The following is a 23193-nucleotide window of genomic DNA, read 5'->3' as shown; positions in this document are numbered from 1 at the left end:
GCAAGGCGGGAATCACCTAGCTCGACAATACCATGGCCCAATAAGGCTTGTTGGCGGAAGAGGGATCGCGCGCCACGGCAACGCCCAAGCCCCGATAACTGCCCAGCATGTTCTCCAGGTGTTTCGGCGACTCGATCCAGGCAGTCACGGCGCGCGCCGTTTCCTGCTGTCCGGCGGCAATGTTTTCGGCGGCCGGCAGGGCGACGTCGGAGGCTTTCATGCGGTCCTTGAAGTCATCCCGGATACCGATCAGATGGGCCATCTTGTCGGCCCGCGCCATGCGCTTGGCCTGGATGATGGCGGCCGCCTGGGCGGGCTTGTCCGCCACCAGGGGCGAAAGGCCGCGTTTGGCGCGCAGCGCATTGACCATGGCCAGCGCCTCTTCGGTCGTGTCGGTCGACGTGCCGCTGTCGGTCGTCAGGATATCGCTGCTGCGGCAGCCGGCAAGGCCGGCCGCCAAGGCGGTGCCGGACCATAGCAGAAGCGTCCGGCGGGACGGTGTAGGAAGGGATGATGGACGCATCTCAGGCCCGGGAGTTCAGCAGTCTGAGCACGATGAAGACCGGGATGACCACAGTGGCACCCAGCAGCAGATAATCGCCGATCCGCCCTAGCGCCGCAAAACCCTTGTGCCATAGGTCGAAGAAGAAATCGCGCACGCCATCCAGGATGTCGATCGGGTAGATGCCGAAAATGCTCATCACGAAGCCGACGATCAGCGACACCACCACCAGCTTGACAACCGTGCGGGCCGGTGAATCGCCGAGAAACCTGTTGATGCCATCCGCCATGCGAAATCTCCTGTTTGTCCTGACATAGGCACGCTTAACGCGGCTCGCAAGCGGATTTGCGGCAATCCCGCCGCTGTCGAAGAAAATAGCGCTTGTATTTTGGCCCGGCATCGGCGACCACCGCGCATCCCTTGGAGCCTCTTCATGCGACACGATCAGCTATCCTCAGGCGACGCGACAGCCGATCGTCGGGCCGACTATGCCCGGATGCTCGATGAAGGCGGAGATCCGGCAGCCGCCGCCGAACTGATGGAGCAGGCGCTGGAACTCACCCCCGGTTGGCCGGCGGGTTGGTTTCAGCTGTCGCAATACCGTAGCAGGGCAAACAATGTCGCCGGTGCAGCTTCTGCTCTGCAGACCCTGCTGGAACTCGACCCGGACGATCTGTTCGGCGCCCACCTGAAGCTGGCGCTGCTCGGCGTTACCGCCGTTCCTGCGGCGCCGCCGAGCCGTTATGTCGAGGCACTGTTCGACGAATATGCCGACCGCTTCGAGATCTCCCTGGTCGAGAGGCTCGACTACTGCATTCCCGAGAAACTGACCGCCTTGCTGAGACGCATCGATACCGCCGATCGTCGCTACGATCTTGCGGTGGATCTCGGCTGCGGCACCGGCCTGTTCGGCATCGAAATCCGCGACCGGGTGGACAGGCTGGAGGGGTTCGACCTCTCCGCCAACATGCTGGCGAAGGCCCAGGAGAAGGGCATCTACGACCTGCTCGCTCAAGCCGATCTGTCGTTGGGTCCGGACACGTCTGGTCTTTTCGCGGACGGGCTTGCAAGGCACCGCGCCGATCTCGTCGCCGCTGCCGACGTGATGATGTATCTGGGCAGTCTGGACACCGTCCTGCTGTTGGCGGCTGAACTGATCGCGCCGCTTGGAATCCTGGCCTTCTCGGTGGAGGAACCGGACGAGGGGGACGGCTATATCCTCGCCGAGTCGATGCGATATCAGCATTCCGAATCCTATATTCGCACGCAATTGGCGCAGTTCGGATTCCGATGCCTGGCGACGGAGAAAACGGCCATTCGCAAGGATGGCGCGAAACGCGTTCCGGGTATCCTTTTTATTGCCCGCAGAACCAGGGGAAAGACCGAAAATTGCGATCTTTCCGATAGGTCAGCATTCCTTACATATCGCTCTTGCCGAAAGCGGGAACTGCGCGCATCCTGATGGCCAACAACCGACAGTTCCGGAGAGAATGGTCATGGCGCAGGCAGGCAGCATGTTCGGCATCTGGAATACCAATCCCGCCCGTCATTCGACCGCGGAAGACATTCAGGGCCTGCTGGCCGGCAGCATGATTTCCGCGCTTGGGCTCTATATCCTGGCGCAGGTCGGCCTCCTGACCGGCGGCATGGCAGGCCTTGCCTTCGTGCTGCATTACGCCAGCGGCATCAGCTTCGGTCTCCTGTTCTTCGTCCTCAACCTGCCCTTCTACATCCTGTCCTTCAAACGTGTCGGTCTGGACTTCACCCTGAAGACCTTCGCCGCCGTCGCGACCACTTCCTTTCTTGTCGAAATCGAAAGCCGGTTTTTGTTGATCCAGATGATCAATCCGATCTGGGCCGCGGTGCTCGGCGGCCTGCTGCTTGGCTTCGGCCTGTTGGCGCTTTATCGCCATCGCGCCAGCCTCGGCGGCCTCGGCATTCTCGCCGTCTATATCCAGGATCGTTTCGGCATCCGCGCCGGCCTGGTGCAGCTTGCCTTCGACCTGGTGGTCATGGCCTGCGCCTTTTTCGTGGTCAGCCCCATGGTGGTGGTCTATTCGATTATCGGCGCCGTCGTTCTCAACCTGTTCCTGGCCATCAACCACCGCTCCGACCGCTACATCGCCCTTCGCTAAGGCGATCGGCGTCAAATCCCAATCCGGCAATCTTGACGTCCGGCGCCGGCAGCGTATTGCTGCAGTACACGGGTTGGCGGTTCATCGACCGACGCTACCCCGTGTTCTGAACCTCAGCCGGAGACCGCCCGACATGCCGCCACGCAACGCCCTTGCCGCACTCTGGGCCTCAAGCTCCGAGCGTCATTCGGTTCTGGACGATGCGCAGGGGCTGGCCGCCGGTAGCATGCTGGCCTCGCTCGGCGTGCTCCTGCTATCCACCGGCGGCCTTTTGACCGGCGGCACGGCCGGCATCGCCTTTCTCCTGCATTACGCGACCGGCATCGCCTTCGGCGTGATCTTCTTCCTGATCAACCTGCCCTTCTACTATCTGGCCTTGAAGCGCTTCGGCCTGACCTTCACACTCAAGACCTTTGCCGCCGTCACGCTGACCTCGCTGCTGACCGAAGCCCTGCCGCGCTATATTGGCCTTGCCGACATCGATCCGCTGATTGCCGCGCTGTTCGGCGGCCTGCTGGTCGGCACCGGCATGCTGGCGCTGTTTCGCCACCAGGCAAGCCTTGGCGGTTTCGGCATTCTCGCCCTCTTCCTGCAGGACCGGTTCGGCTGGCGCGCCGGCCTGGTGCAACTGGGTTTCGATGCCGTGGTGCTGGCTTTCTCCTTCTTCGTCGCCAGCCCGCTGATCATCGCCTGCTCGGTGGCCGGCGCCGTGGTGCTCAACATCACGCTCGCCTTCAACCACCGCCGCGACCGCTACATCGCGCGGTAACGGTCGCGCTGTCCCATGGTCAGGCGGCCTTGGCCGGCTGGTCGATCGGATGCTGGAAGCGCAAGCCGACCGCCAGGCGATTCCAGACATTGATCGTGCCGATAGCGACGGTTACCTTGACGATCTCCTCTTCCGTGAAATGTGCCTGCAGGGCCTGGTATTCCGCATCCTGCGCGCCGGTAGAGGCGATGTTGGTCACGGCGTCGACCCAGCCGAGCAAAGCCCGCTCGCGCGGCCCGTAGACCGGCGATTCCCGCCAGACGCACATCAGATTGATCCACTGTTCGCTGAGGCCGTCATGGCGCGCTTCCTTGACATGCATGTCGACGCAGAAGGCGCAGCCATTGATCTGCGACGCCCTGAGCTTGATCAGATGAATGTCGGCGCGGGACAGACCGCAGGACTGGACGTAGTTTTCGAGGTTGAGAACGGCTTTGAAGGCAGCCGGAGACGCTTTGCCCATGTCGAGACGCTGGTGCATGACAATATCCTCTTGGTGGCCGGGCGGTCCTTCAGGAACACGCCAGCGGCTATGGTTGCGATGATGACCGGTAGAGCCGGCGGATGTTCGATGTGGCTGGCCCGCCGTTGACTACCGGCTGGCCTTTCGTTCGTGGTGGTCGAGGAAGGCGCAGCCGCGAGCGGCGATGCCTCCGTCGTCATTGGCCTGCAGATCTCTCTGCAGATCCGCGATGCTCGTTTTCGCAAGCTCGGCGCGATAGACGCGCTCTGCTGAAAGCATCACGGCGGCGATCCCGCAGGGTTTCTGAAAATACCGGGCGGGAAGGGGATCAGGCCCCCGCTGGCGGATTTCGTTGCAGCGAAAGGCCGGTTGCGGCCCCTCCACGGCAAGCACGATGTCGAGCATGGAGATCTCGGATGGCGCCTTCGCCAGCCGATAGCCCCCTTTGGGGCCGGGCAGGGTATCCACCAGTCCGGCTGCCGACAGCGATTGCAGATGCTTGAGCAGGTAACTCGGGGATACGCCGTGAAATTCCGCCAATGCGGCCGCCGAAAGCGTGCTGCCGGGCTCGAGGCTGGCCAGCATTGTCATGCTGTGGATCGCCTGCTCGACTCCATCTCCTAGCTTCATCTTGTCCACCTCCAAATCGTGGATAAAACATATCCGTGATTATGCTGCCTGTCAATCGGCAACCCATGCCATGCGGGCCGCGCTCGTGTGGTAGAGGAATATGTCCCTGAACCCGCTTCTCTTTTTCGGCCGTGCCACTACCTTATGGCGGTGCCAAAAGCTGATTCTGACACTTTATTGCTGCCCACCCCTTTCCTCCGCTGGTTTGCGGAAAAGGGTTGGCAGCCGCGCGACCATCAACTGGAGCTGCTGTCCCGTGCCAAGGCGGGCGAAAGCCTGCTGCTGATCGCCCCGACCGGCGCCGGCAAGACCCTGGCCGGCTTCCTGCCATCGCTGGTCGATCTGACGAAACGGGGCAAACGCCCGCCGGGCTCGGCCTTCACCGGCGTGCACACGCTCTACATCTCGCCGCTGAAGGCGCTGGCCGTCGATATCGAGCGCAACCTGACCCGGCCGGTCGAAGAGATGCGCCTGCCGATCACCATCGAGACACGCACGGGCGATACGCCGAGCGCCAAGCGACAGCGCCAGAAGCTGAACCCGCCGGATATCCTGCTGAGCACGCCGGAACAGGTGGCGCTGCTTCTGGCCAATGGCGAAGCGGCGCGCTTCTTCAAAGACCTGCGCTATGTGATCTTCGACGAGTTGCACTCGCTGGTCACCTCCAAGCGCGGCCATCTCCTGTCGCTGGGGCTGGCACGCCTGCGGCAACTGGCGCCAGCGCTGCAGACCATCGGACTGTCGGCAACCGTGGCCGAACCGCCGGATTTGCAGAAGTGGTTGGTGGCGCAGGAGGGCAAGGTGCCGCAGCTTGCCGGTCTCGTCACCGTCAGCGGCGGCGCCAAGCCTGATATCACCATCCTGCAGACAGAGCAGCGCATCCCCTGGTCGGGCCATTCCGCCCGCTATGCCATTCCCGACATCTACCGCACGCTGAAACAGTTCGGCATGACGATCGTGTTCGTCAACACCCGCTCCCAGGCCGAAATGCTGTTCCAGGAACTCTGGACGGTGAATGACGACAACCTGCCGATCGCCCTGCATCACGGTTCCCTTGATGTCGGCCAGCGCCGCAAGGTGGAGCAGGCCATGGCCGACAGCCGCCTGCGCGCCGTGGTCGCCACCTCGACGCTCGATCTCGGCATCGACTGGGGCAATGTCGACCTGGTCATCCATGTCGGCGCGCCGAAGGGGGCAAGCCGTCTTGCCCAGCGCATCGGCCGCGCCAATCACCGCATGGACGAGCCGAGCCGCGCCATTCTGGTGCCGGCCAATCGTTTCGAGGTCATGGAATGTCAGGCAGCGCTCGATGCCAACTATCTCGGCGCGCAGGACACGCCGCCGGTCGGCGAGGGCGCGCTCGACGTGCTGGCCCAGCACGTGCTCGGCATGGCCTGCGCCGAACCGTTCCGTTCCGACGATCTCTATCGCGAGGTCACGACCGCCTCGCCTTACGCCCGCCTCGACCGGCCGACCTTCGACCGCATCGTCGATTTTGTGGCAACCGGCGGCTATGCCCTGAAGACCTATGAGCGCTATGCCAAGATCCGCCTGACCAAGGACGGCACCTGGCGCATTTCCAATCCCGCCACCGCCCAGCAATACCGCCTCAATCTCGGCACCATCGTCGAAATGCCGATGCTGAATGTCCGCCTCGTCAAGCGCAACCATCTCGGCTCGATCGGCCGCGGCGGCATGACGCTCGGCAAGGTCGAGGAATATTTCACCGAGTCCTTGAGCCCCGGCGACACGTTTCTGTTTTCCGGCAAGGTGCTGCGCTTCGAGGGCATACGGGAGAGCGAATGCCTCGTCTCCAACGCCTTTTCGCAGGACCCAAAGATTCCCGCCTATGCCGGCGGCAAGTTTCCGTTGTCCACGTTTCTCGCTGATCTGGTGCGCTCTATGCTGGATGACCGCGCCAAATGGTCTGTCCTGCCCGATCAGGTGCGCGAATGGCTGGAACTGCAGCGCGAGAAATCCGTCCTGCCGAAGCGCGGCGAGCTGCTGGTCGAGACCTTCCCGCGCGCCAGCCGCTTCTACATGGTCATCTACCCTTTCGAAGGCCGCCTGGCCCACCAGACGCTCGGCATGCTCTTGACTCGGCGACTGGAGCGCATGGGCGCCAAGCCGCTCGGTTTCGTTGCCACGGACTATTCGCTGGGTGTCTGGGGTCTGGAGGATATCGGCACGATGATCCGCTCCGGCCGCCTGAGGCTTGCCGATCTCTTCGACGAAGACATGCTGGGCGACGATCTGGAAGCCTGGCTCGGCGAATCCTGGATGCTGAAACGCACCTTCCGCACCTGTGCAGTGATCGCCGGGCTGATCGAAAAACGTCATCCCGGCAAGGAAAAGTCCGGCCGGCAGGTGACGGTCTCCGCCGATCTGATCTACGACGTTCTGCGCGCCCACGAGCCGGACCACATCCTGCTCCACGCGACCCGGCAGGATGCGGCAAACGGACTTTTGGATATTGCCCGGCTTGGCGATATGCTGAAGCGAATCAACGGCCATATCGTCCACAAGGCGCTGGAGCGCATATCGCCGCTCGCCGTGCCGATCATGTTGGAAATTGGCAAGGAGCCGGTGGCCGGCGAGGCCCACGATCATGTCCTGGCCGAAGCGGCCGACGACCTGATCGGCGAGGCCATGGCGTGATGGTTGGGAGTGCCGCCCTGGCCGGGGCAAAGGGTGCCTAAGCATGTCGCCCGAAAGTGGGCACTGGTTTCGGGAGAACGACATGCGGTAAAATAAGGGGATAAAGCGTAAGGAGCGAATCTGGAAGATCGCGACACGCTTTAGGCCCGGTAGGGGCGATGACTGGGAATGGGAATGACAGGCTTAGCAGCAAAACGGCGGATGGATGTCGACCAGGCGGACACGACTGTGGAGATCGTTCTCCACGGCGTCGTTGCCCATTGCGATCTCTCTGGCGCTCTTTTCCTGCCGGACCTCGACTTGCTTGTTGTCTCCGATCTGCATCTGGAAAAAGGCGCTGCTTTTGCCCGCCGCGGCCAGCTTCTGCCGCCCTACGATACCCTGGCAACGCTTCGAAACCTCGAGCAGGTCATCGCCCGCTACGATCCGCGCATCGTCATCAGTCTCGGCGACAATTTTCACGATCGCATCGGCTCGGCGCTGATGCCGGCGGAATTCCGCGTGATGGTTGAAGCGCTCGCTCGTGGCCGCGAATGGATATGGATCAACGGCAATCATGATCCCGACGGCATTTGCGGATTGCCGGGCCAGTCGGCCGATGAAATCTGCTATGGCGGGCTGACCTTCCGGCACGAACCCTCGCTGATTTCCGGTGCCGGCGAAATCGCCGGCCATCTGCATCCCGCGGCCACGGTCCGCCGCCGCGAAAAATCGGTGCGCCGCGCCTGTTTCGCAACCGATGGTGTGCGTCTGCTGATGCCGGCCTTCGGCGTTTTGACTGGTGGTCTCGATCTGCGTCACAAGGCGTTTACCGGCCTCTTCGCCAAAGAGGCGCTGATCGCCCATCTGCTGGGCCGCGATCGGCTCTATTCCGTGCGTTTTGCCAATCTGCTTGGCTAGCCCGCAAACACTCCGACCGTCAATCCTTGCGGAAGATCAGGCTGGCGCCCCAGCCGGTGATCAGCGCCAGCATGACCGAGAACATGCCGTAGATCACCGGGTTCTGATGGGCAGCCTGCGAGATCGTCTGCTCCAGGCCGGTCTTGACGACACGCAGCCGCATCTCCCGTTCCGCGATGAACTCGCCGCTCTTGAAGAGATAGGCATGCACGACATGCACCCCGTCGGGAATGCTGGCCGGCAGGCGAAGGGTTGCCTTGAACAGGCTGGAGCTGACGAAGCGCACCCCGTTGGTGTCGTGCTGGTAAAGCCCATGCGTCTGCTGAAGCCGCCGATAGGCCCCGCGGAAATCGACGAGACTGACGGCATTGCCGAAATAGCCGGTGGGTGTCAGCGGCAGGAAGTCGATGCCGACCCCGAGTTCCGCCAGCAATTGCGGCGTCGAGATATTGGCGACCGGCCGGGTGGCGGCCAGCGAATAGGATTCCGGCACCCGCTCGAAGCTCATCGACAGCCGGTTGACCCAGATGCCGAACAGCCGCTCCTTGCGCCGTACGGTCGCATCGGTGCGCGGCCCTTCGAGCGTGACGACCACGTCATATTGGCCGATAGCCAGAAGCAGGGAATCCGTATTGCTCAGAGAGCCGAACACCGTCAGGTCTGCGCCGCGAAAATCCGAGGTAATGGCAATTTCGCTGGTCGACGTGCCGATATCGAGGCTTTCCTTGGTCGAATCGGCCGCCAGAAACGGGATCTGTGCCAGGGACGGCATGGCCGGCAGGGTGGCACCGAGCAGCAGAGCGGCTAAGAACAGGGCGCGCATCAGTTTCCAAAGCCTCCGATCGCCACGGAATAGACATCGGCCGGCGTTGCCACCAGTTCGATCGCCAGGCGCACACCGACGGCAAACACCAGCAGTCCGAGCAAAGCGCGAAGGTGTTCGCCGCGCAGCCTCTGGCCAACGCGCACGCCATATTGGGCGCCGATGACGCCGGCGATCATCAGGATGAAGGCCAGCACGATATCGACGGAATAGTTGGTCGCCGCCTGCACGATGGTCGTATAGGCGGTGACGAAGATGATCTGGAACAGCGAGGTGCCGACCACCACATTGGTTGGAATGCGCAGGAGGTAGATCATCGCCGGCACCATGATGAAGCCGCCGCCGACCCCCATGATCGAGGTCAGGATGCCGATCGCAAAGCCGAGGCCGATCAGCGGAATGACGCTCAGGTAGATCTTCGATTTCTTGAAGCGCATCTTGAAGGGCAGGCGGTGCACCCAGTTGTGCTGGCCGGGCCGTTTCAGCGTGGCGGGCTCGTTGCGCGCCGCGCGCCGCATGGCGTTGAGGCTTTCCATCAGCATCAGAGAGCCGATCGTGCCGAGAAACACCACGTAGAGCAGCGAGATGAACAGATCGAGCTGGCCGAGGCTGCGCAGCCAGGAAAAGATCCAGACGCCCACCGTGGCACCCGTCAGGCCGCCCATCAGCAGCACGGTTCCAAGCTTCATATCCAGCGTGCCGCGCCGAAAATGGGTGATGGCGCCGGAGACCGAGGAGGCCACGACCTGATTGGCGCCCGTGGCGACGGCCACGACAGGCGGAATATTGTAGAAGATCAGCAGTGGCGTAATCAGGAAGCCGCCGCCGACGCCGAACATGCCCGAGAGAAAGCCGACGGCCGCGCCCATGCCGAGAATGATGAAGATGTTCACCGACAATTCTGCGATCGGCAGGTAGATTGTCACGGTCGGCCCTCGAAAACTGCGAATGCCCGCGCGAGCGGGTGAACCTTATTAAGTGCGGATGACCACGTGATACCGTCGCGGCGCGGAAACTTGTCCATTGGCGGGCTGGAACGGCCCTGGACCATAACTTTTCATGCGCCCCAAGCAACCCCGAGTCAATTCAGGACATCGGATTACTCTTGCTTTTTTCAGGTTTTATGAAGGCAATCCGTCATTTGTTTCGTGCCAGCAGCGCCGTGACCAGTTGGTCGTTGATCCGGCCGGTCGGTTCCTGACCGATCGAGGTCTGGAAGGCCTTGATCGCGGTGATCGTCTTCTTGCCAAGCTTGCCGTCCGGCGTGCCAGCGTCGAAACCGTTGTTGTTGAGGATGGCCTGGATGTTGCGGATCGCCTTGTCCATGTCGACGCTGGCGGTCTTCAGACCCTTGCCGGCCCATTCGTCCGGAACATCCACCGCGTTGGCGTCGGCATTGAGCGGCTTGGCTTTCCAAAGGTCGACGGTCGCGCGCGCCTGTTCCAGCCGTTCGGCCGGCATGGCATTGGCGACTTCGTCGCGCTTCTTGGCGGCATCCTTGTCACCGTCCTTGGCGGCGATCGCAAACCACTTGTAGGAGGCCTCAAGGTCTTGGCTCACGCCGTTGCCGCGGGCAAAGAGGACGGCAAGGTTGAACTGGCTATCGGAAACGCCAAGCTCGGCTGCCCTGGTGAACCATTCGGCAGCTTTGGCAAAATCCGGCGTGCCATCGGCACCCGAGGCGTAAAGCACGGCCAGATTGTGCATGGCGCTGGCATTGCCGGCATCGGCAGCCTGCTGGTAGAGCGCCTTGGCCTTGGCGATATCCCGTTCGACGCCGGTGCCCTTTTCATAAAGATTGGCGAGGCGATATTGGGCCGGAGCAAAACCCCGGTCGGCGGCATGCTGGTACCAGACGGCGGCCTTGGACAGATCATTGGCAACACCGCGACCTTCGGTGAAGCGCGCGCCGATTTCAAACAGCGCCAGCGGATCGCCGGCCTTGGCGGCAGCGGTCAGCGATGGCGGGGTAATGCCTTCCGGAATCTCGATCGTGGCGGTTGCCGGCGCAGATTCAGGCGCCATCGCGGTTGCGGGCGGCGCCAGGCCGTCGGGTTCGGCGACGGTTCCAGCCGGTGCCAGCGTGTCGACGTCGCTGCCGCCATCCATCGGTGCATTGTCGAGGCTGGCGCTTGGACGCTCGACCGGCGCAACGGGTGCGGCTTCGATGGGTGCGCTTTCGTCCACTGCAGGCTGTTCCGCCGGTGCGACATTCTCTTCAAGTGCTGGCGGTACCGACAGGTCGTCGGTGGTTGCGGGCGCAGTTTCGGCGCTCATGGTGTCGGCGGTCGGTCCAGAGGGCAGGGCACCGGCGGGGCCGGGAGCCTGGCTGCTTTCCGGCGGCTCGATCGCCTCGATCGCAGCATCTGGAGCCTTTTCGCCGCGCGTCAGGGTGTTGACCAGCGGCAGCGCCATGGCGGCCAGCAGCACGGCGCCGACAGCCATCAGAATGGGCCGGCGGTAGCGCTTGAAGGTCGAGCCGGCGTTGACCTCGTCGGCAAGCTTGGCCATCGGGCTGCGCTGGCTGCGGTCGGTTTCCTGGGCTGCGGCCTGCGCGGCGCGACGGGCAGCGGCGATATAGTCGGCCCGGTCATCGGCGCCTGTTGTCGCCGTGCCTGAGGTGCCGGCGCGGGCGGCGTTCTGGCTGGCGCGCACCCGTTCGAGGATCTTGCGCACATCCGGCGTGCCGGAGCCGGGCTCCAGCAATTCGTTGGCCTCTTCCGGCGGCAGCATGTCGGCCGGGTCGATCGACGGCGAGGGGTCGATCATGTCGCGCTTCTTGGTGGCGGTCGGCTCGTCCTTCTTCGGGCCGGGGATCAGCCGCTTGCCAAGCCCGGCCAAAAGGCTTGGGCGGCCCGGCTTCTTGTCGGCGGCAGCCTGTGCTTCGACCGGTGCCACGGAATCGGAGGCGGTGCCCCTGTTGTCGGCTGCCGGCGGTGTCTGTTGGGTCTCCGGCGACTGGAAGGCGGCCTCCAGCTCGCGCCGCACGGTGCTGAGATGCGAGGCGGCAGCTGCGTCCATGTCGCGTTCAACACTGGCGGCCATTATCGCCTCCGGGCGGGCAAAGGCCGGCGCCGGCGCGGCCGTGCGCTGGTCCATCTGGTCGAGCTTCTCGGCAATCTGCACCAGGGTTTCGTGCAGCGCCTCGAAGGTCCGGTGGGTCCGCTCCTCGGTGCCGCGGCTGATCTCTTCCAGGTGCTTCAGATGATCGGCAAGGGCCGCCATCGTTTCCAGGCCCTGGCTCGCTTCGACGCCATGGGATTGGCCCTGCTGGCGGGCATAATTGTCCATTACGGCTTCGGCTGCCTGGCGGGCGGCCTCGATGATATATTCGTCGCTGGTCGATAAATAGTCTTCGAGCGCCGCCATGCGACCCTCGAACTGCTCGGTCTGCGGGCCGCCGGCAATCGGCGTATTGCTGATCAGCGCCGAAAGATGGGCGATCTGTTCTTCGAGGCTGCTGAGGCTTGCCTGGTCGCCAAGCGGCGCGGCCGTCGTTTCCTCAAGCCGAATTGCAATGCTGTGCAGTCGATCGTCGAGGCTCCGGAGCAGCCGGTCGTCCATGGCAGGAGCGGCCTGCGGCAGCTCGATGTCTTCGATGCGGCGGCCGAGAATTTCCAGGCGTTCGGCCAGCCGGTCGTTGACCGCGCCATGGTCGAGCGCATCGATCTTGCGGGAAATATCGGCGAGGTAGCCGGTCAGCTCCGGCTGCGCCACAGGCTTCTGTGAGCGTTCCAGTAGCAGCGACAGGTGGTCGAGCCGTTCTTCGAGCTTGCTGGCGGCCTGTTCGCTGGACAGTTCCTCAATCCGCGCCGAAAGCGCCTCTATCCGGCTGCCCAGTTCGCTGGCCGGGTCCGGCCGGGCGGCGGCATTGATCGCCATGGTTTCGATCTGCCGGGCAATGGCGCCGATGCGATCTTCGAGGCGGGCGATCAGGTCCATGTCGACACTGGACGCGCTGCTGCGCCCGCCGGCTGCAATGGCGCGAGTGATTTCGTCGAGCCTGAGGTCGATGCCGGCGAACTGGTCGTTCATCGCCCGCTCGTTGGGCTCGATATGCGAGCCGATATGTTCGAGCGCCGTGGCAACCGCCATCAGCTTGTCTTCAAGGGCACGGACCGAGCGCGCGTCGCCCATCGTGCCGAGCTGCTTCTTGATGTCATCCAGCCGATAGGCGAGCGACACCAATTCTTCCTGCAGGGCATCGGTGTCGAGCCGCTGCAGCTTTGTCTCAAGCGTGCTCCAGCGGTTTTCCATGTGGCGCACGGAATCTTCCCGCGCCAGTCCGTCCATCAGCGAGCGTAGGTCGTCGAATTCGGCCCGCAATCTGTCGCTGCCGGGAGCGGCGTTCTGGCCGAGTTCCGTGATGCCGCTGGCGATGCGCGCCAGGTCCTCGCGCATGTCGGCATGCAGCGGATGGTCCTCGGCAATCGTCCGGATGCCGTGGATCTCCGAGCGCAGCGCACTCACTTCCCGCGCCAGGCTTTCGGAAATGTCCTGCTTGAGATCCTGCCGCAGGCTGAGCAGAGCCTGGGTAATGTCCTTCAGCACCAGATCGGATGGGGCTTGCGCCGCGGCCGGGTATGGCTTGGCAGCCGCAGTCGGCGCCGTCATTGGCGCAGCGGAGCGGGCCAGAATATCGCTCGGCGTGTCTCGATAGGCGCGCTCGGCCGCACGTGGCCGGCTTGCCTCGAGCGCCCGCTGGCGCTGGCGGATTTCAGCAAGCGGATCTGCGCGCAACTCGCGTTCGCCTCGGCCGTCACGCTCGCGGGGCGCCTCGCGCCGAGGTTCTTCGGCCGGCCGGCTGTCGCGGGCTGTTCCGACCATCAAGCCTTCTATGCGGGCTTCCAATCCCTCGATCGTACGGCTCAGCGCATCAAGCGATGACGAGCCGGCCGGGCGGGAAGGAGTAGATCGCGATCCGTTCATGTTCTTGCTCGCTTCGACTTTGTCGCTCGCTGCCGTTCGGCGGACGAGAATAAGGCTTTCCCGGGTCGTGCTGTTGCAGGAAGGACAAGGCCGCCGGGCAGGGCGGCATGTATGTTCTTCCGTCGTTCGTTTGGCTGCGCCGGATCTCGTCCTGCGCAACCGGACGAACCGCATCCGACGCACCACGTTTCACCGGCAACAATTCACGAAACGTGGTAAACAAGCCGTTAACTGGGACGGGAATTTTTTAACGATTCGACAATATCTTGGAAAAAGGCCGGACATCGGCGCGCCCGGCGCGGTCGTGCGGACTCCAAAAAAATGTCTGCCGTGCAAATATTGACGTTTACGCAAACGTCAATATTTTATATAAGCATGAACCAGACCGGGCATGCCCCGGTGACAAGTCTTTGGAGGAAGATGGAAAATGCCGGTCTACAAGGCTCCCGTAAACGACACGCTTTTCATTCTGAACGACGTCCTCGGTCTCGACCGCTACAACAATCTGCCCGGTTTCGAGGATGCCAGCCCCGACATGATCGAAGCGATCGTTGGCGAAGCGGCAAGGCTTGCCGAAGAGGAGCTTTTCCCGCTCAATCTGTCTGGCGACCAGGAAGGCTGCACCCGTCACGACGATGCCTCGGTGACCGTGCCCAAGGGTTTCAAGCAGGCCTATGACGCCTATTGTCAGGGCGGCTGGAGCGGTCTGGCCGTTCCCCCGGAATTCGGCGGCCAGGGCCTGCCCTATACGCTGCACAGCGCGGTCGGCGAATATATGTCGTCGGCCAATATGGCGCTGACCATGTATCCAGGCCTCACCCAGGGCGCCATCGCGGCCATTCTGGTGCATGGCACCGATGAGCAGAAACAGACCTATGTGCCGAAAATGGTCGAGGGCATCTGGTCCGGCACCATGAACCTGACCGAGCCCCATTGCGGCACCGACCTCGGGCTCTTGCGCACCAAGGCCGTTCCGAACGGCGACGGTTCCTACCGGATTTCCGGCCAGAAGATCTTCATCTCGGCCGGCGAGCATGGGATGACCGACAACATCATCCATCTCGTGCTGGCCCGCATCGAGGGCGCGCCGGAAGGCGTGAAGGGCATTTCGCTGTTCATCGTGCCGAAATTCCTGGTCGAGGCCGACGGCTCGGTCGGCGCCCGCAACGGCGTCAGTTGCGGCGCCATCGAACACAAGATGGGCATCCACGGCAATTCCACCTGCGTGATGAACTATGACGAGGCCACCGGCTATCTGATCGGTGCCGAAAACAAGGGCCTTTCGGCCATGTTCGTCATGATGAACGAGGCCCGCCTCGGCGTCGGCCTTCAGGGCCTTTCGGTCGCCGAGATCGCCTATCAGAATGCCGTCCACTATGCCCGCGAACGCATCCAGGGCCGTTCCCTGTCGGGCGTCAAGGCGCCGGACAAGAAGGCCGACCCGATCATCGTCCATCCCGATATCCGCCGCTCGCTGCTGACCATCAAGTCCTTCACCGAGGCCGGCCGCGCCTTCACGCTGTGGACCGCGCTGAAATCCGATATCGCCCATCGCTCGACGGACGCTGCCGAAAAGCAGGCGGCCGACGATATTCTCGGTTTGATGACGCCAATCCTCAAAGGTGTCCTGACCGACAAGGGTTTCGAGCATGCCGTCATGGCCCAGCAGGTCTTCGGCGGCCACGGCTATATCGAAGAACACGGCATGAGCCAGTATGTCCGCGATGCCCGCATTGCCATGATCTATGAGGGTGCCAACGGTATTCAGGCACTCGACCTGGTTGGCCGCAAGCTCGGCTTGAACGGCGGCCGCGCTGCCATGGCCCTGTTCAAGGAGATCGGCGATTTCTGCGAGGAAAACCGCTCCGACGAAAAACTCGCCTTCTACACCAAGGGCCTGAAGAAGGGCCTCAACGACCTGCAGGCCGCCACCATGTGGTTCATGTCCAACGCCATGGCCAAGCCCGACAATGCCGGCGCCGGCTCGACCGATTACATGCATCTCTTCGGTCTGGTCGTGCTCGGCTATATGTGGGCGAAAATGGCGAAAGCCGCCAACGACGGCCTTGCCAACGGCGATCCGCGTACCGACTATCTGGAGACCAAGCTGAAAACCGGCCGTTTCTACATGGAGAAGATCATGCCGGAAACCGCCCTGCGCAAGACCCGCATCGAAGCCGGCGCTGACAGCCTGATGGACATGGCGGCAGACGCGTTCTGAGATGTTGTCCAATTGGCCGATAAGTTATATATTTATATAACTTTGGATGAGGGTGGAAAATGGCTGTATCAACCTTGCGTACCGTTGGCGGCTCGGTCGTCATGACGATCCCGAAAAGCGTCCTGGAGAGCTTGGGTCTCCAGGCGAATACGAGACTCGAAGTCACAGCTGAGGAGGGAAGGATCGTCGCCGCCCCGCGGAAGCGCCCGAAATATACCTTGGAGGAGTTGGTCGCACAGTGTGATCCAGATGCCCCGTTTTCGGAAGAGGATCTGGAATGGCTTAACGACCCGCCCGTTGGCCGGGAAGTCATCTAATGCAGCGGGGCGACGTCTGGCACGTCGATCTTGAGCCGACGATAGGACGGGAGCAGGCGAAGGCCCGTTACGTTTTGGTCGTTACGCAAGCCCTGTTCAACAAGCTCGGAACGCCGATCGTCGCGCCGATCACCAGTGGCGGTGGGTTTGCCCGCCACCAGGGATTTGCGGTTTCCTTGTCCGGCGCGGGCACAAGGAGCGCCGGTGTGGTCCTATGTAATCAACTGAGGGCTGTCGATCTTCAGGCCAGAGGCGCGCGATTTGTCGAGCGGGTGCCGGATTTCATCATCGACGAGGTTTTGGCCAAGGTCAGTACCTTCTTTGAATAACCGATAAAGAATGATTTGGCGGTCCCGCAACGGCCGCACCAAGGGAGATGAGAAACGATGACCGAAGCCTATATCTACGACCACGTGCGCACGCCGCGCGGCCGCGGCAAGAAGGATGGCAGCCTGCATGAGGTGCCGACACCTCGGCTTGCCGCAAAGACGCTCGAGGCGCTGCGCGACCGCAACGGCCTCGATACCGCGACCGTCGACGACATCATCTTCGGCTGCGTCGATCCGGTCATGGAAGCCGGCGCCGTGATCCCCAAGGCGGCCGCCTTCGAGGCCGGCTACGCCTTCTCCGCCCCGGGCATCCAGATCTCGCGCTTCTGCGCCTCCGGCCTCGACGCGGTCAACCTTGCCGCCGGCAAGGTCATGGCCGGGTCCGACGACATCGTCATCGCCGGCGGTGTCGAGAGCATGTCGCGCGTCGGTATGGGCATGTCCGGCGGTGCCTGGTACATGGACCCTTCCGTCAACTTCCCCGGCTATTTCATGCCCCAGGGCGTTTCCGCCGATCTGATCGCCACGAAATATGGCTTCACCCGCGATGACGTCGACGCCTATGCGGTCGAAAGCCAGAAGCGCTCTGCCAATTCCTGGGAAAAAGGCTATTTCGCCAAGTCCGTCATCCCGATCAAGGATGGCAACGGCCTCACCATCCTCGACCGCGACGAGCATATGCGCCCGAGCACCGACATGCAGTCGCTGGCCGGCCTCAACCCGTCCTTCCAGATGCCGGGCGAAATGGGTGGCTTCGACGCCGTCGCCATCCAGGCCCATCCGGAAATCGAGAAGATCTCGTATGTCCACCATGCCGGCAATTCGTCTGGTATCGTCGATGGCGCCGCCGCCGTGCTGGTCGGTTCCAAGGCCGGTGGCCAGTCGATGGGCCTGAAGCCCCGCGCCCGCATTCGGGCCTTCACCAATATCGGCTCCGATCCGGCCCTGATGCTGACCGGCCCGGTCGATGTCACCGAAAAGCTCCTGAAGCGCTCCGGCATGTCGATCGCCGACATCGATCTGTTCGAGCTCAACGAGGCCTTTGCCGCCGTCGTGCTGCGCTTCATGCAGGCCTTCAACGTCAGCCACGACATCATGAACGTCAACGGCGGCGCGATTGCCATGGGCCACCCGCTCGGCGCCACCGGCGCGATGATCCTCGGCACCGTGCTCGACGAGCTGGAGCGCCGCGATCTGAACACCGCCCTGGTCACGCTCTGCATCGGCGCCGGCATGGGCACGGCGACCATCATCGAGCGCGTCTGATCGAGGAGGCGAAGATGGCCGGTCATCAAAACGAGACCAAACGCCATTTTGAGCTGCGGAATCTCGACGACAATATGAAGGAGGCTTCGCAGCAGGCCTCCCGTCCGGTTCCTGCCGGTCATGTTCGTTCGTTGCGGTTGCGCAACCTCGCCCTGGTGGCCGTGTTGGTCCTGTTGGTTGGCTGGCTTTGCGCCGTTCTCGGCGTCTTCTGAGTGATTGAATTCAAGGGAAGAGGAATCCCATTATGAGCACCTACAAGAACTTCACCGTTGATACCGACGCCGACGGCATTGCCCTGGTGACCTGGAATATGCCCGACAAGTCGATGAACGTCTTCACCGTCGAGGTGATGGACGAGATCGAGGCGATCGTCGATGCCACTGTGGCCGATAGCACCGTCAAGGGCGTGGTCTTCACATCCGGCAAGTCGAGTTTCTCCGGTGGCGCCGATCTCACCATGATCAAGGGCATGTTCTCCATGCTGGAGGCGGAAAAGATCAAGGATCCGGCCAATGCCGTGCAGAAGCTGTTCGACGCTGCCGGCCGCATGACCTGGCTGTGGCGCAAGATCGAGACCAACGGCAAACCCTGGGTGTCTGCCATCAACGGCACCTGCATGGGCGGCGCGTTCGAGCTGTCGCTTGCCTGCCACGGCCGCATTGCTTCAAACGCCAAGTCGGTCAAGATCGCCTTGCCGGAAGTCAAGGTCGGCATCTTCCCGGGTGCCGGCGGCACCCAGCGCGTGCCGCGGCTCGCCAATGCGCAGGACGCCCTGCAGATGATGACCACCGGCTCCAGCCTCACGGCCAGCCGCGCCAAGGCGATGAACCTGGTGCATCAGGTGGTTGAGCCGGATCAACTGATCCCGGCCGCCAAGCAGATGATCAAGGACGGCCTGAAGCCCGTCGCTCCCTGGGACGAAAAGGGCTTCAAGGTGCCCGGTGGTGGCATCTGGACGCCAGCCGCAGCCCAGCTCTGGCCGGCCGCCTCCGCCATCCTGCGCCGCGAAACCGCTGGCAATTACCCGGCAGCACTCGCCATCCTCAAATGCGTCTATGAAGGCCTGCAGGTGCCTTTCGACACAGGCCTCAGGATTGAGCAGCGTTATTTCACCCAGGTCGTGCAGACCACCGAGGCCTTCTCAATGATCCGCTCGCTGTTCGTTTCCATGCAGGAACTCGGCAAGGGTGCCCGCCGCCCGGCAGGCCAGCCCAAGACCCAGCTGAAACACGTCGGCGTCGTCGGCGCCGGCTTCATGGGCGCCTCGATCGCCTATGTCACGGCCGCTGCCGGCATTCCCGTCACCCTGATCGACCGCGACATGGATGCGGCTTCCAAGGGCAAGACCCATTCCGAGGGTCTGGTGGCCGGCGCCATCAGTAAGGGTAAGCTGACCAAGGAAGACGGCGAAAAGCTGCTGTCGCTGATCACCCCGTCGGATGATTACGACACGCTCTCGACCGCCGATCTGGTCATCGAGGCGGTCTTCGAGGATCGCGACGTCAAGAAGGTGGTCATAGAGAAGGTCGAGGCGGTCCTGCCTGAGGGCGCCATCTTCGCCTCCAACACCTCGACCCTGCCGATCACCGGTCTGGCCGGCAATTCCAAACGCCCCGTCGATTTCATCGGCATCCATTTCTTCTCACCGGTCGAGAAGATGATGCTGACCGAAGTCATCCTCGGCAAGCAGACCGGCGACAAGGCGCTGGCCGTCGCGCTCGATTATGTCGCCGCGATCAAAAAGACGCCGATCGTCGTCAACGATACGCGTGGCTTCTTCGTCAACCGTTGCGTGCTGCGCTACATGGCCGAAAGCTACGACATGCTGATCGAAGGTGTGCCGCCTGTGATGATCGAGAATGCCGCGAAATTCGCCGGCATGCCGGTTGGCCCGCTATCGCTCAACGACGAGGTGGCGATCGATCTGTCCCTGAAGATCCTGAAAGCCACCGTCGCCGATCTCGGCGAAAAGGCGGTCGATCCGCGCCATATGGAGCTGGTCTCGCGGCTTGTCGAAAAGGAGGAGCGTTTCGGCCGCAAGAACGGCAAGGGTTTTTACGATTACCCGCCGAAGCCGGCCAAGAAGTCGCTCTGGCCGGGCCTGAAGGATCTTTATCCGCAGAAGGCGCCGGAAGACGTCTCGATGAAGACCCTGCAACAGCGCTTCCTGGCAACGATCGCGCTTGAGGCGGCCCGCACGGTGGAAGAGGGCATCGTCACCGATCCGCGCGAGGCCGATGTCGGCTCCATCCTCGGCTTCGGCTTTGCGCCCTATACCGGCGGGGCGCTCAGCTACATCGATGGTATGGGCGTCAAAACTTTCGTAGAGCTCTGCGAAAAGCTCGCAGCCACCTACGGCCCGCATTTCAAACCGACCCCGCTGCTGCGCGAAATGGCAGAAAAGGGCGAAACTTTTTACGGCCGCTTCGACCCCTACGGCCAGATCGACAAGGCGGCATAAGTCTCGGATTGCGCGTGAAACAGGCCCTCCGGGGCCTGTTTTTTTGACCTGGCGATTGATTGTTCGAGGAACAGGCTTCGGCCGCGCCGTGAAAATGCGATGAATGAAGCCATGCTCGAATTTTGGTTTCGGGCCGGCGACAAGCCCGATATAGTGCTCCGGTACAGTGGGATAGTGTACTGCCGTTCTGGCAGGTGGGATCACAATATGCGTCCATCGATCACGACTTACAGAAAAGCAATTCTTCAAAGCGTCCTGATGCTTGCGGCCTTGTTCGGATGTTCGTGGCAAGAGGCTTTGGCCGCGAATGAATGCCGCGTCTCGCCGACGCCGGGCATCAACTGGCAGAATTGCGACAAGAAACTGCTCATGCTGAACGGCAGCGATCTCGGCGGCGCCAACCTCACCGAAGCCGATTTTACGTCGACCGACCTCAGGGACAGCAACCTGGCGGGGGCCATCTTCGAGGACGCCGTCCTGGTGCGGGCCAGCCTGGCGCGTTCCAAGGCCCAGGGCGCGAATTTTTCAGGTATCGAAGCATTCAGAACGGAATTCGGAGGCATGGATGCACCAGGTGCTGTGTTCGTCAGCGCCGAATTGTCGCGATCTAACTTCACCAAGGCCAATCTTGCCGATACGGATTTCAGGAAGGCCGATTTGGGTCGCTCGCAATTCGACGGGGCCGATGTCAGCGGCAGCCGCTTCTCGCTGGCCAATCTCGCCCGTACCGATTTCCGACAGGCGGCATTTGCCAAGCCGGTCGATTTCGACCGGGCCTTCATGTTCCTGACCCGCATAGAAGGCGTCGATCTGTCCGCGGCGACGGGACTGACCCAGTGGCAGCTGGACATGGCCTGCGGAGACGACGCCACGGTTCTGCCGACCGGTCTGAAGAAGGCCGCAAGCTGGCCCTGCAAATTCCAGCAGGAATAGCAAACACTACGCGCGATCCGATGTCTACCGCTCGGCACAACCGCGGTGTTTGCGGCCTTACGATAGGGCCTCAACGATCGCGATGGACGGTCATTCCTTTGCAATGGCCTCGTTGACCGCCAGTTCCGCCATGGCAAGGGCTGCCTCGCGCGTCCGGGCGGCGGCGATGAAGCGGCCATTGTGGCAAAAACTGGCGCCCTTGATGCCGCAGACCGCTTCCAGGTCGCCATTGGTCAAGCCCGCCCAGGCGGCGGGCAGGTCGGCGCGCACCTCGAACCCTTCGTCATTGCTGCGGATGGTGGTCAGGCACCAGTCCTTGTCGCGTGGGTGGATGACGAACAGCAGCTGATCGGCACCCGCCTTGACCACGGCCGAACGGAACGGCATGCCCATCGGCAGTTCCAGAATGTGCCCCTGGCCGGCATCGACGATCGCCTTCTGCACCAGCGCCTCGGCTCGCAATTTGGCGGCACTTCCGGCAATCCGTGCCTCGACGAATGTGCGGGCGATGGCAAGAGCCGCATGGAAGCCCCGGGTCTCCGCCTCTGGATCGGTCTCGTCGAACACCGGCTTGAGGGTTTCCAGCAGCGCCGACAGCGTCAGGCCTGCCAGCGGTCCGGCCGTGGCGGGGCTGAGCGCGCCATTGTCGACCAGATCGATCGGCAGCACGAAGCTGGAATCGAAGGAGGCATAGACGCTTTCAACATGCGCCGTCGGAAGCTCGAGAGCGGCCAGATAATCCCGGCCGTAATGCGTCCAGATCAATCCGAACGAACTATAGGGTTGGCCATCGGGACGCAGCGGTGCGCCGCGCTGGTGATGATCGAAAATCCGCACCTCGGCATCATAGGCGCCGCCGACATCGTAGATGATACGGTCGGCACCGGGCGTGATCCATTCCGGCGCGCGGCTGCGGACAATGCGCGCCTGCGGGAAAAGCCGGGTCAGGATGACGCTGGATAGCAATTCATCGGCATGGAAGCCACCGGAATGGGTGACGAGAAAATCAGGGGTCATGCCGGGATGCGCCTTGTGGTTCGTGGGAGGTCTGTTTGCAGTCCGCCCCAGATAGCCTGTGCCGGCCACCATCTCAACCCGCCTTTGGCCGATTCCGGCACCCTGGCCCTGCCCGAACGGCTTGGGGCCTTTTTTGCTTGTGCAGGCGATTGCCTGCTCCCCTTTAGGAAATCGCCACGATCTCCAGCTCCCCGTCGCCAATGGCAACCACATCGCCGACCGCCTTGCCCATCAGCGCCCGGGCCACCGGCGAGACATAGGACATCGATCCGGCCCTGGGATCGGCCTCGTCTTCGCCGACGATGCGATAGGTCTGCACACGTCCGTCGTCGCGCTCGAAGGTGACCGTGCTGCCGAAGGCCACGATATCGGTCGAGGTCGGCGCGGCCATCACCTGCGCCGAACCGACCCGTGCTGCAAAATAGCGCGTGTCGCGCAACGGATTGGCCGTCTGCCGCCTGCGCTCGTTGACGTCCTCGATCACGCTCGCCACCTCATAGGCCGCCCGCGCCAAGCGGAGATGCTCCTCCAGCGCCTTCAATCCCGCCTCGGTCACCAGGTTCGGATGCGGCGAAACCGGCCGGTCCGGCAACATGGTCTCCGCTGCCGTCTCCGAACTTTCTTCCTTGGTAAAGGCAACACTCACGCTTTGAATTTCCTTGTTGGTATAGGGGCTGCGGTCGTCCTCGCCCTTGAGGCGAGGATCCACGGGCAGGCCCCGCCAATCATACATTATATCAGCGGGCCGGGGGGAGCCTTATATAGGACAGCAAAACCGGCAGCCAACCGTGCCGCATTCGCCATCACCATTCAAATAATTCATGAAAGCATCTGGCTCGC

At 62.7% G+C, this 23193-nt stretch carries 22 protein-coding genes; 13 read left to right on the top strand and 9 right to left on the bottom strand.

Features of this window, described 5'->3' with window-relative positions; translation table 11 throughout:
• Positions 1-16: 16 nt before the first annotated feature.
• A complete protein-coding gene (locus HFC70_RS01100) occupies positions 17-523 on the bottom strand; it encodes a CAP domain-containing protein (RefSeq protein ID WP_168471345.1) in 507 nt (168 codons plus the stop codon).
• 1 nt (position 524) lies between these two features.
• A complete protein-coding gene (locus HFC70_RS01095) occupies positions 525-791 on the bottom strand; it encodes a DUF6460 domain-containing protein (protein ID WP_168471344.1) in 267 nt (88 codons plus the stop codon).
• Between the two features lie 144 nt (positions 792-935).
• Between HFC70_RS01095 and HFC70_RS01090 the strand changes: the two genes are divergently transcribed.
• The 3 genes from HFC70_RS01090 to HFC70_RS01080 all read left to right on the top strand — a co-directional run bounded on the left by HFC70_RS01090 (position 936) and on the right by HFC70_RS01080 (position 3406).
• Entirely contained in the window at positions 936-1964 is a 1029-nt protein-coding gene (locus HFC70_RS01090; protein ID WP_168471343.1) for a class I SAM-dependent methyltransferase, read from the top strand.
• 34 nt (positions 1965-1998) lie between these two features.
• On the top strand, positions 1999-2637 hold the full coding sequence (locus HFC70_RS01085) for a YitT family protein (RefSeq protein WP_168471342.1): 639 nt from the start codon (positions 1999-2001) through the stop codon (positions 2635-2637).
• Between the two features lie 133 nt (positions 2638-2770).
• Entirely contained in the window at positions 2771-3406 is a 636-nt protein-coding gene (locus HFC70_RS01080) for a YitT family protein (protein ID WP_168471341.1), read from the top strand.
• Positions 3407-3425: 19 nt separating this feature from the next.
• Here HFC70_RS01080 and HFC70_RS01075 read toward each other — a convergent pair whose 3' ends face one another.
• Together HFC70_RS01075 and HFC70_RS01070 are read right to left on the bottom strand one after the other, a co-directional pair.
• On the bottom strand, positions 3426-3887 hold the full coding sequence (locus tag HFC70_RS01075) for a carboxymuconolactone decarboxylase family protein (protein WP_168471340.1): 462 nt from the start codon (positions 3885-3887) through the stop codon (positions 3426-3428).
• 111 nt (positions 3888-3998) lie between these two features.
• A complete protein-coding gene (locus HFC70_RS01070) occupies positions 3999-4499 on the bottom strand; it encodes an Rrf2 family transcriptional regulator (RefSeq protein WP_168471740.1) in 501 nt (166 codons plus the stop codon).
• Between the two features lie 150 nt (positions 4500-4649).
• Between HFC70_RS01070 and HFC70_RS01065 the strand changes: the two genes are divergently transcribed.
• Together HFC70_RS01065 and pdeM are read left to right on the top strand one after the other, a co-directional pair.
• Entirely contained in the window at positions 4650-7157 is a 2508-nt protein-coding gene (locus HFC70_RS01065) for a ligase-associated DNA damage response DEXH box helicase (protein WP_168471339.1), read from the top strand.
• Positions 7158-7331: 174 nt separating this feature from the next.
• The gene (pdeM, locus tag HFC70_RS01060; protein WP_168471338.1) at positions 7332-8057 is read left to right on the top strand and encodes a ligase-associated DNA damage response endonuclease PdeM; all 726 of its coding nucleotides are present in this window, start codon (positions 7332-7334) and stop codon (positions 8055-8057) included.
• Positions 8058-8076: 19 nt separating this feature from the next.
• Here pdeM and HFC70_RS01055 read toward each other — a convergent pair whose 3' ends face one another.
• The 3 genes from HFC70_RS01055 to HFC70_RS01045 form a co-directional block, all read right to left on the bottom strand.
• Complete coding sequence (locus tag HFC70_RS01055) at positions 8077-8880, bottom strand: TIGR02186 family protein (protein ID WP_168471337.1); 804 nt, start codon at positions 8878-8880, stop codon at positions 8077-8079.
• Positions 8880-9806, bottom strand: coding sequence for a sulfite exporter TauE/SafE family protein (locus tag HFC70_RS01050; protein WP_168471336.1), 927 nt, complete (start codon positions 9804-9806; stop codon positions 8880-8882). Before HFC70_RS01050 ends, HFC70_RS01055 begins: the two co-directional genes overlap by 1 nt.
• A 211-nt stretch (positions 9807-10017) precedes the next feature.
• On the bottom strand, positions 10018-13809 hold the full coding sequence (locus HFC70_RS01045) for a peptidoglycan-binding protein (protein ID WP_168471335.1): 3792 nt from the start codon (positions 13807-13809) through the stop codon (positions 10018-10020).
• Between HFC70_RS01045 and HFC70_RS01040 the strand changes: the two genes are divergently transcribed.
• The 8 genes from HFC70_RS01040 to HFC70_RS01005 all read left to right on the top strand — a co-directional run bounded on the left by HFC70_RS01040 (position 13808) and on the right by HFC70_RS01005 (position 21336).
• Positions 13808-14152 (top strand): hypothetical protein, encoded by a 345-nt coding sequence (locus HFC70_RS01040; RefSeq protein WP_168471334.1) that lies wholly within the window; start codon positions 13808-13810, stop codon positions 14150-14152. The two genes, HFC70_RS01045 and HFC70_RS01040, sit on opposite strands and share 2 nt — an antisense overlap.
• Before the next feature lie 84 nt (positions 14153-14236).
• Positions 14237-16030 (top strand): acyl-CoA dehydrogenase C-terminal domain-containing protein, encoded by a 1794-nt coding sequence (locus tag HFC70_RS01035; RefSeq protein ID WP_168471333.1) that lies wholly within the window; start codon positions 14237-14239, stop codon positions 16028-16030.
• A 59-nt stretch (positions 16031-16089) separates the two neighbouring features.
• Entirely contained in the window at positions 16090-16347 is a 258-nt protein-coding gene (locus HFC70_RS27225; protein WP_168471332.1) for an AbrB/MazE/SpoVT family DNA-binding domain-containing protein, read from the top strand.
• Complete coding sequence (locus HFC70_RS01025) at positions 16347-16676, top strand: type II toxin-antitoxin system PemK/MazF family toxin (RefSeq protein WP_168471331.1); 330 nt, start codon at positions 16347-16349, stop codon at positions 16674-16676. Before HFC70_RS27225 ends, HFC70_RS01025 begins: the two co-directional genes overlap by 1 nt.
• A 57-nt stretch (positions 16677-16733) precedes the next feature.
• On the top strand, positions 16734-17942 hold the full coding sequence (locus tag HFC70_RS01020; RefSeq protein WP_168471330.1) for an acetyl-CoA C-acetyltransferase: 1209 nt from the start codon (positions 16734-16736) through the stop codon (positions 17940-17942).
• A gap of 14 nt (positions 17943-17956) precedes the next feature.
• Positions 17957-18154 carry a hypothetical protein gene (locus HFC70_RS01015; protein ID WP_168471329.1) on the top strand — a complete coding sequence of 66 codons (198 nt, stop codon included), beginning with the start codon at positions 17957-17959 and terminating at the stop codon, positions 18152-18154.
• 32 nt (positions 18155-18186) lie between these two features.
• Positions 18187-20403, top strand: coding sequence for an FAD-dependent oxidoreductase (locus tag HFC70_RS01010; RefSeq protein WP_168471328.1), 2217 nt, complete (start codon positions 18187-18189; stop codon positions 20401-20403).
• 207 nt (positions 20404-20610) lie between these two features.
• Complete coding sequence (locus tag HFC70_RS01005) at positions 20611-21336, top strand: pentapeptide repeat-containing protein (RefSeq protein ID WP_168471739.1); 726 nt, start codon at positions 20611-20613, stop codon at positions 21334-21336.
• A gap of 90 nt (positions 21337-21426) precedes the next feature.
• Here HFC70_RS01005 and HFC70_RS01000 read toward each other — a convergent pair whose 3' ends face one another.
• Positions 21427-22353: an MYG1 family protein gene (locus HFC70_RS01000; RefSeq protein ID WP_168471327.1), complete on the bottom strand. Its 927-nt coding sequence runs from the start codon at positions 22351-22353 to the stop codon at positions 21427-21429.
• Between the two features lie 163 nt (positions 22354-22516).
• Positions 22517-22999, bottom strand: a complete 483-nt coding sequence (gene greA, locus HFC70_RS00995; protein WP_168471738.1) for a transcription elongation factor GreA — start codon at positions 22997-22999, stop codon at positions 22517-22519.
• Between the last annotated feature and the right edge of the window lie 194 nt (positions 23000-23193).

The sequence above is a fragment of the Agrobacterium sp. a22-2 genome, from assembly GCF_012276985.1.
Taxonomy (GTDB): Bacteria; Pseudomonadota; Alphaproteobacteria; order Rhizobiales; family Rhizobiaceae; genus Allorhizobium.
The sequence above is the reverse complement of the archived record's forward strand: the minus strand, read 5'-3'. Positions and strand labels throughout refer to the sequence as shown.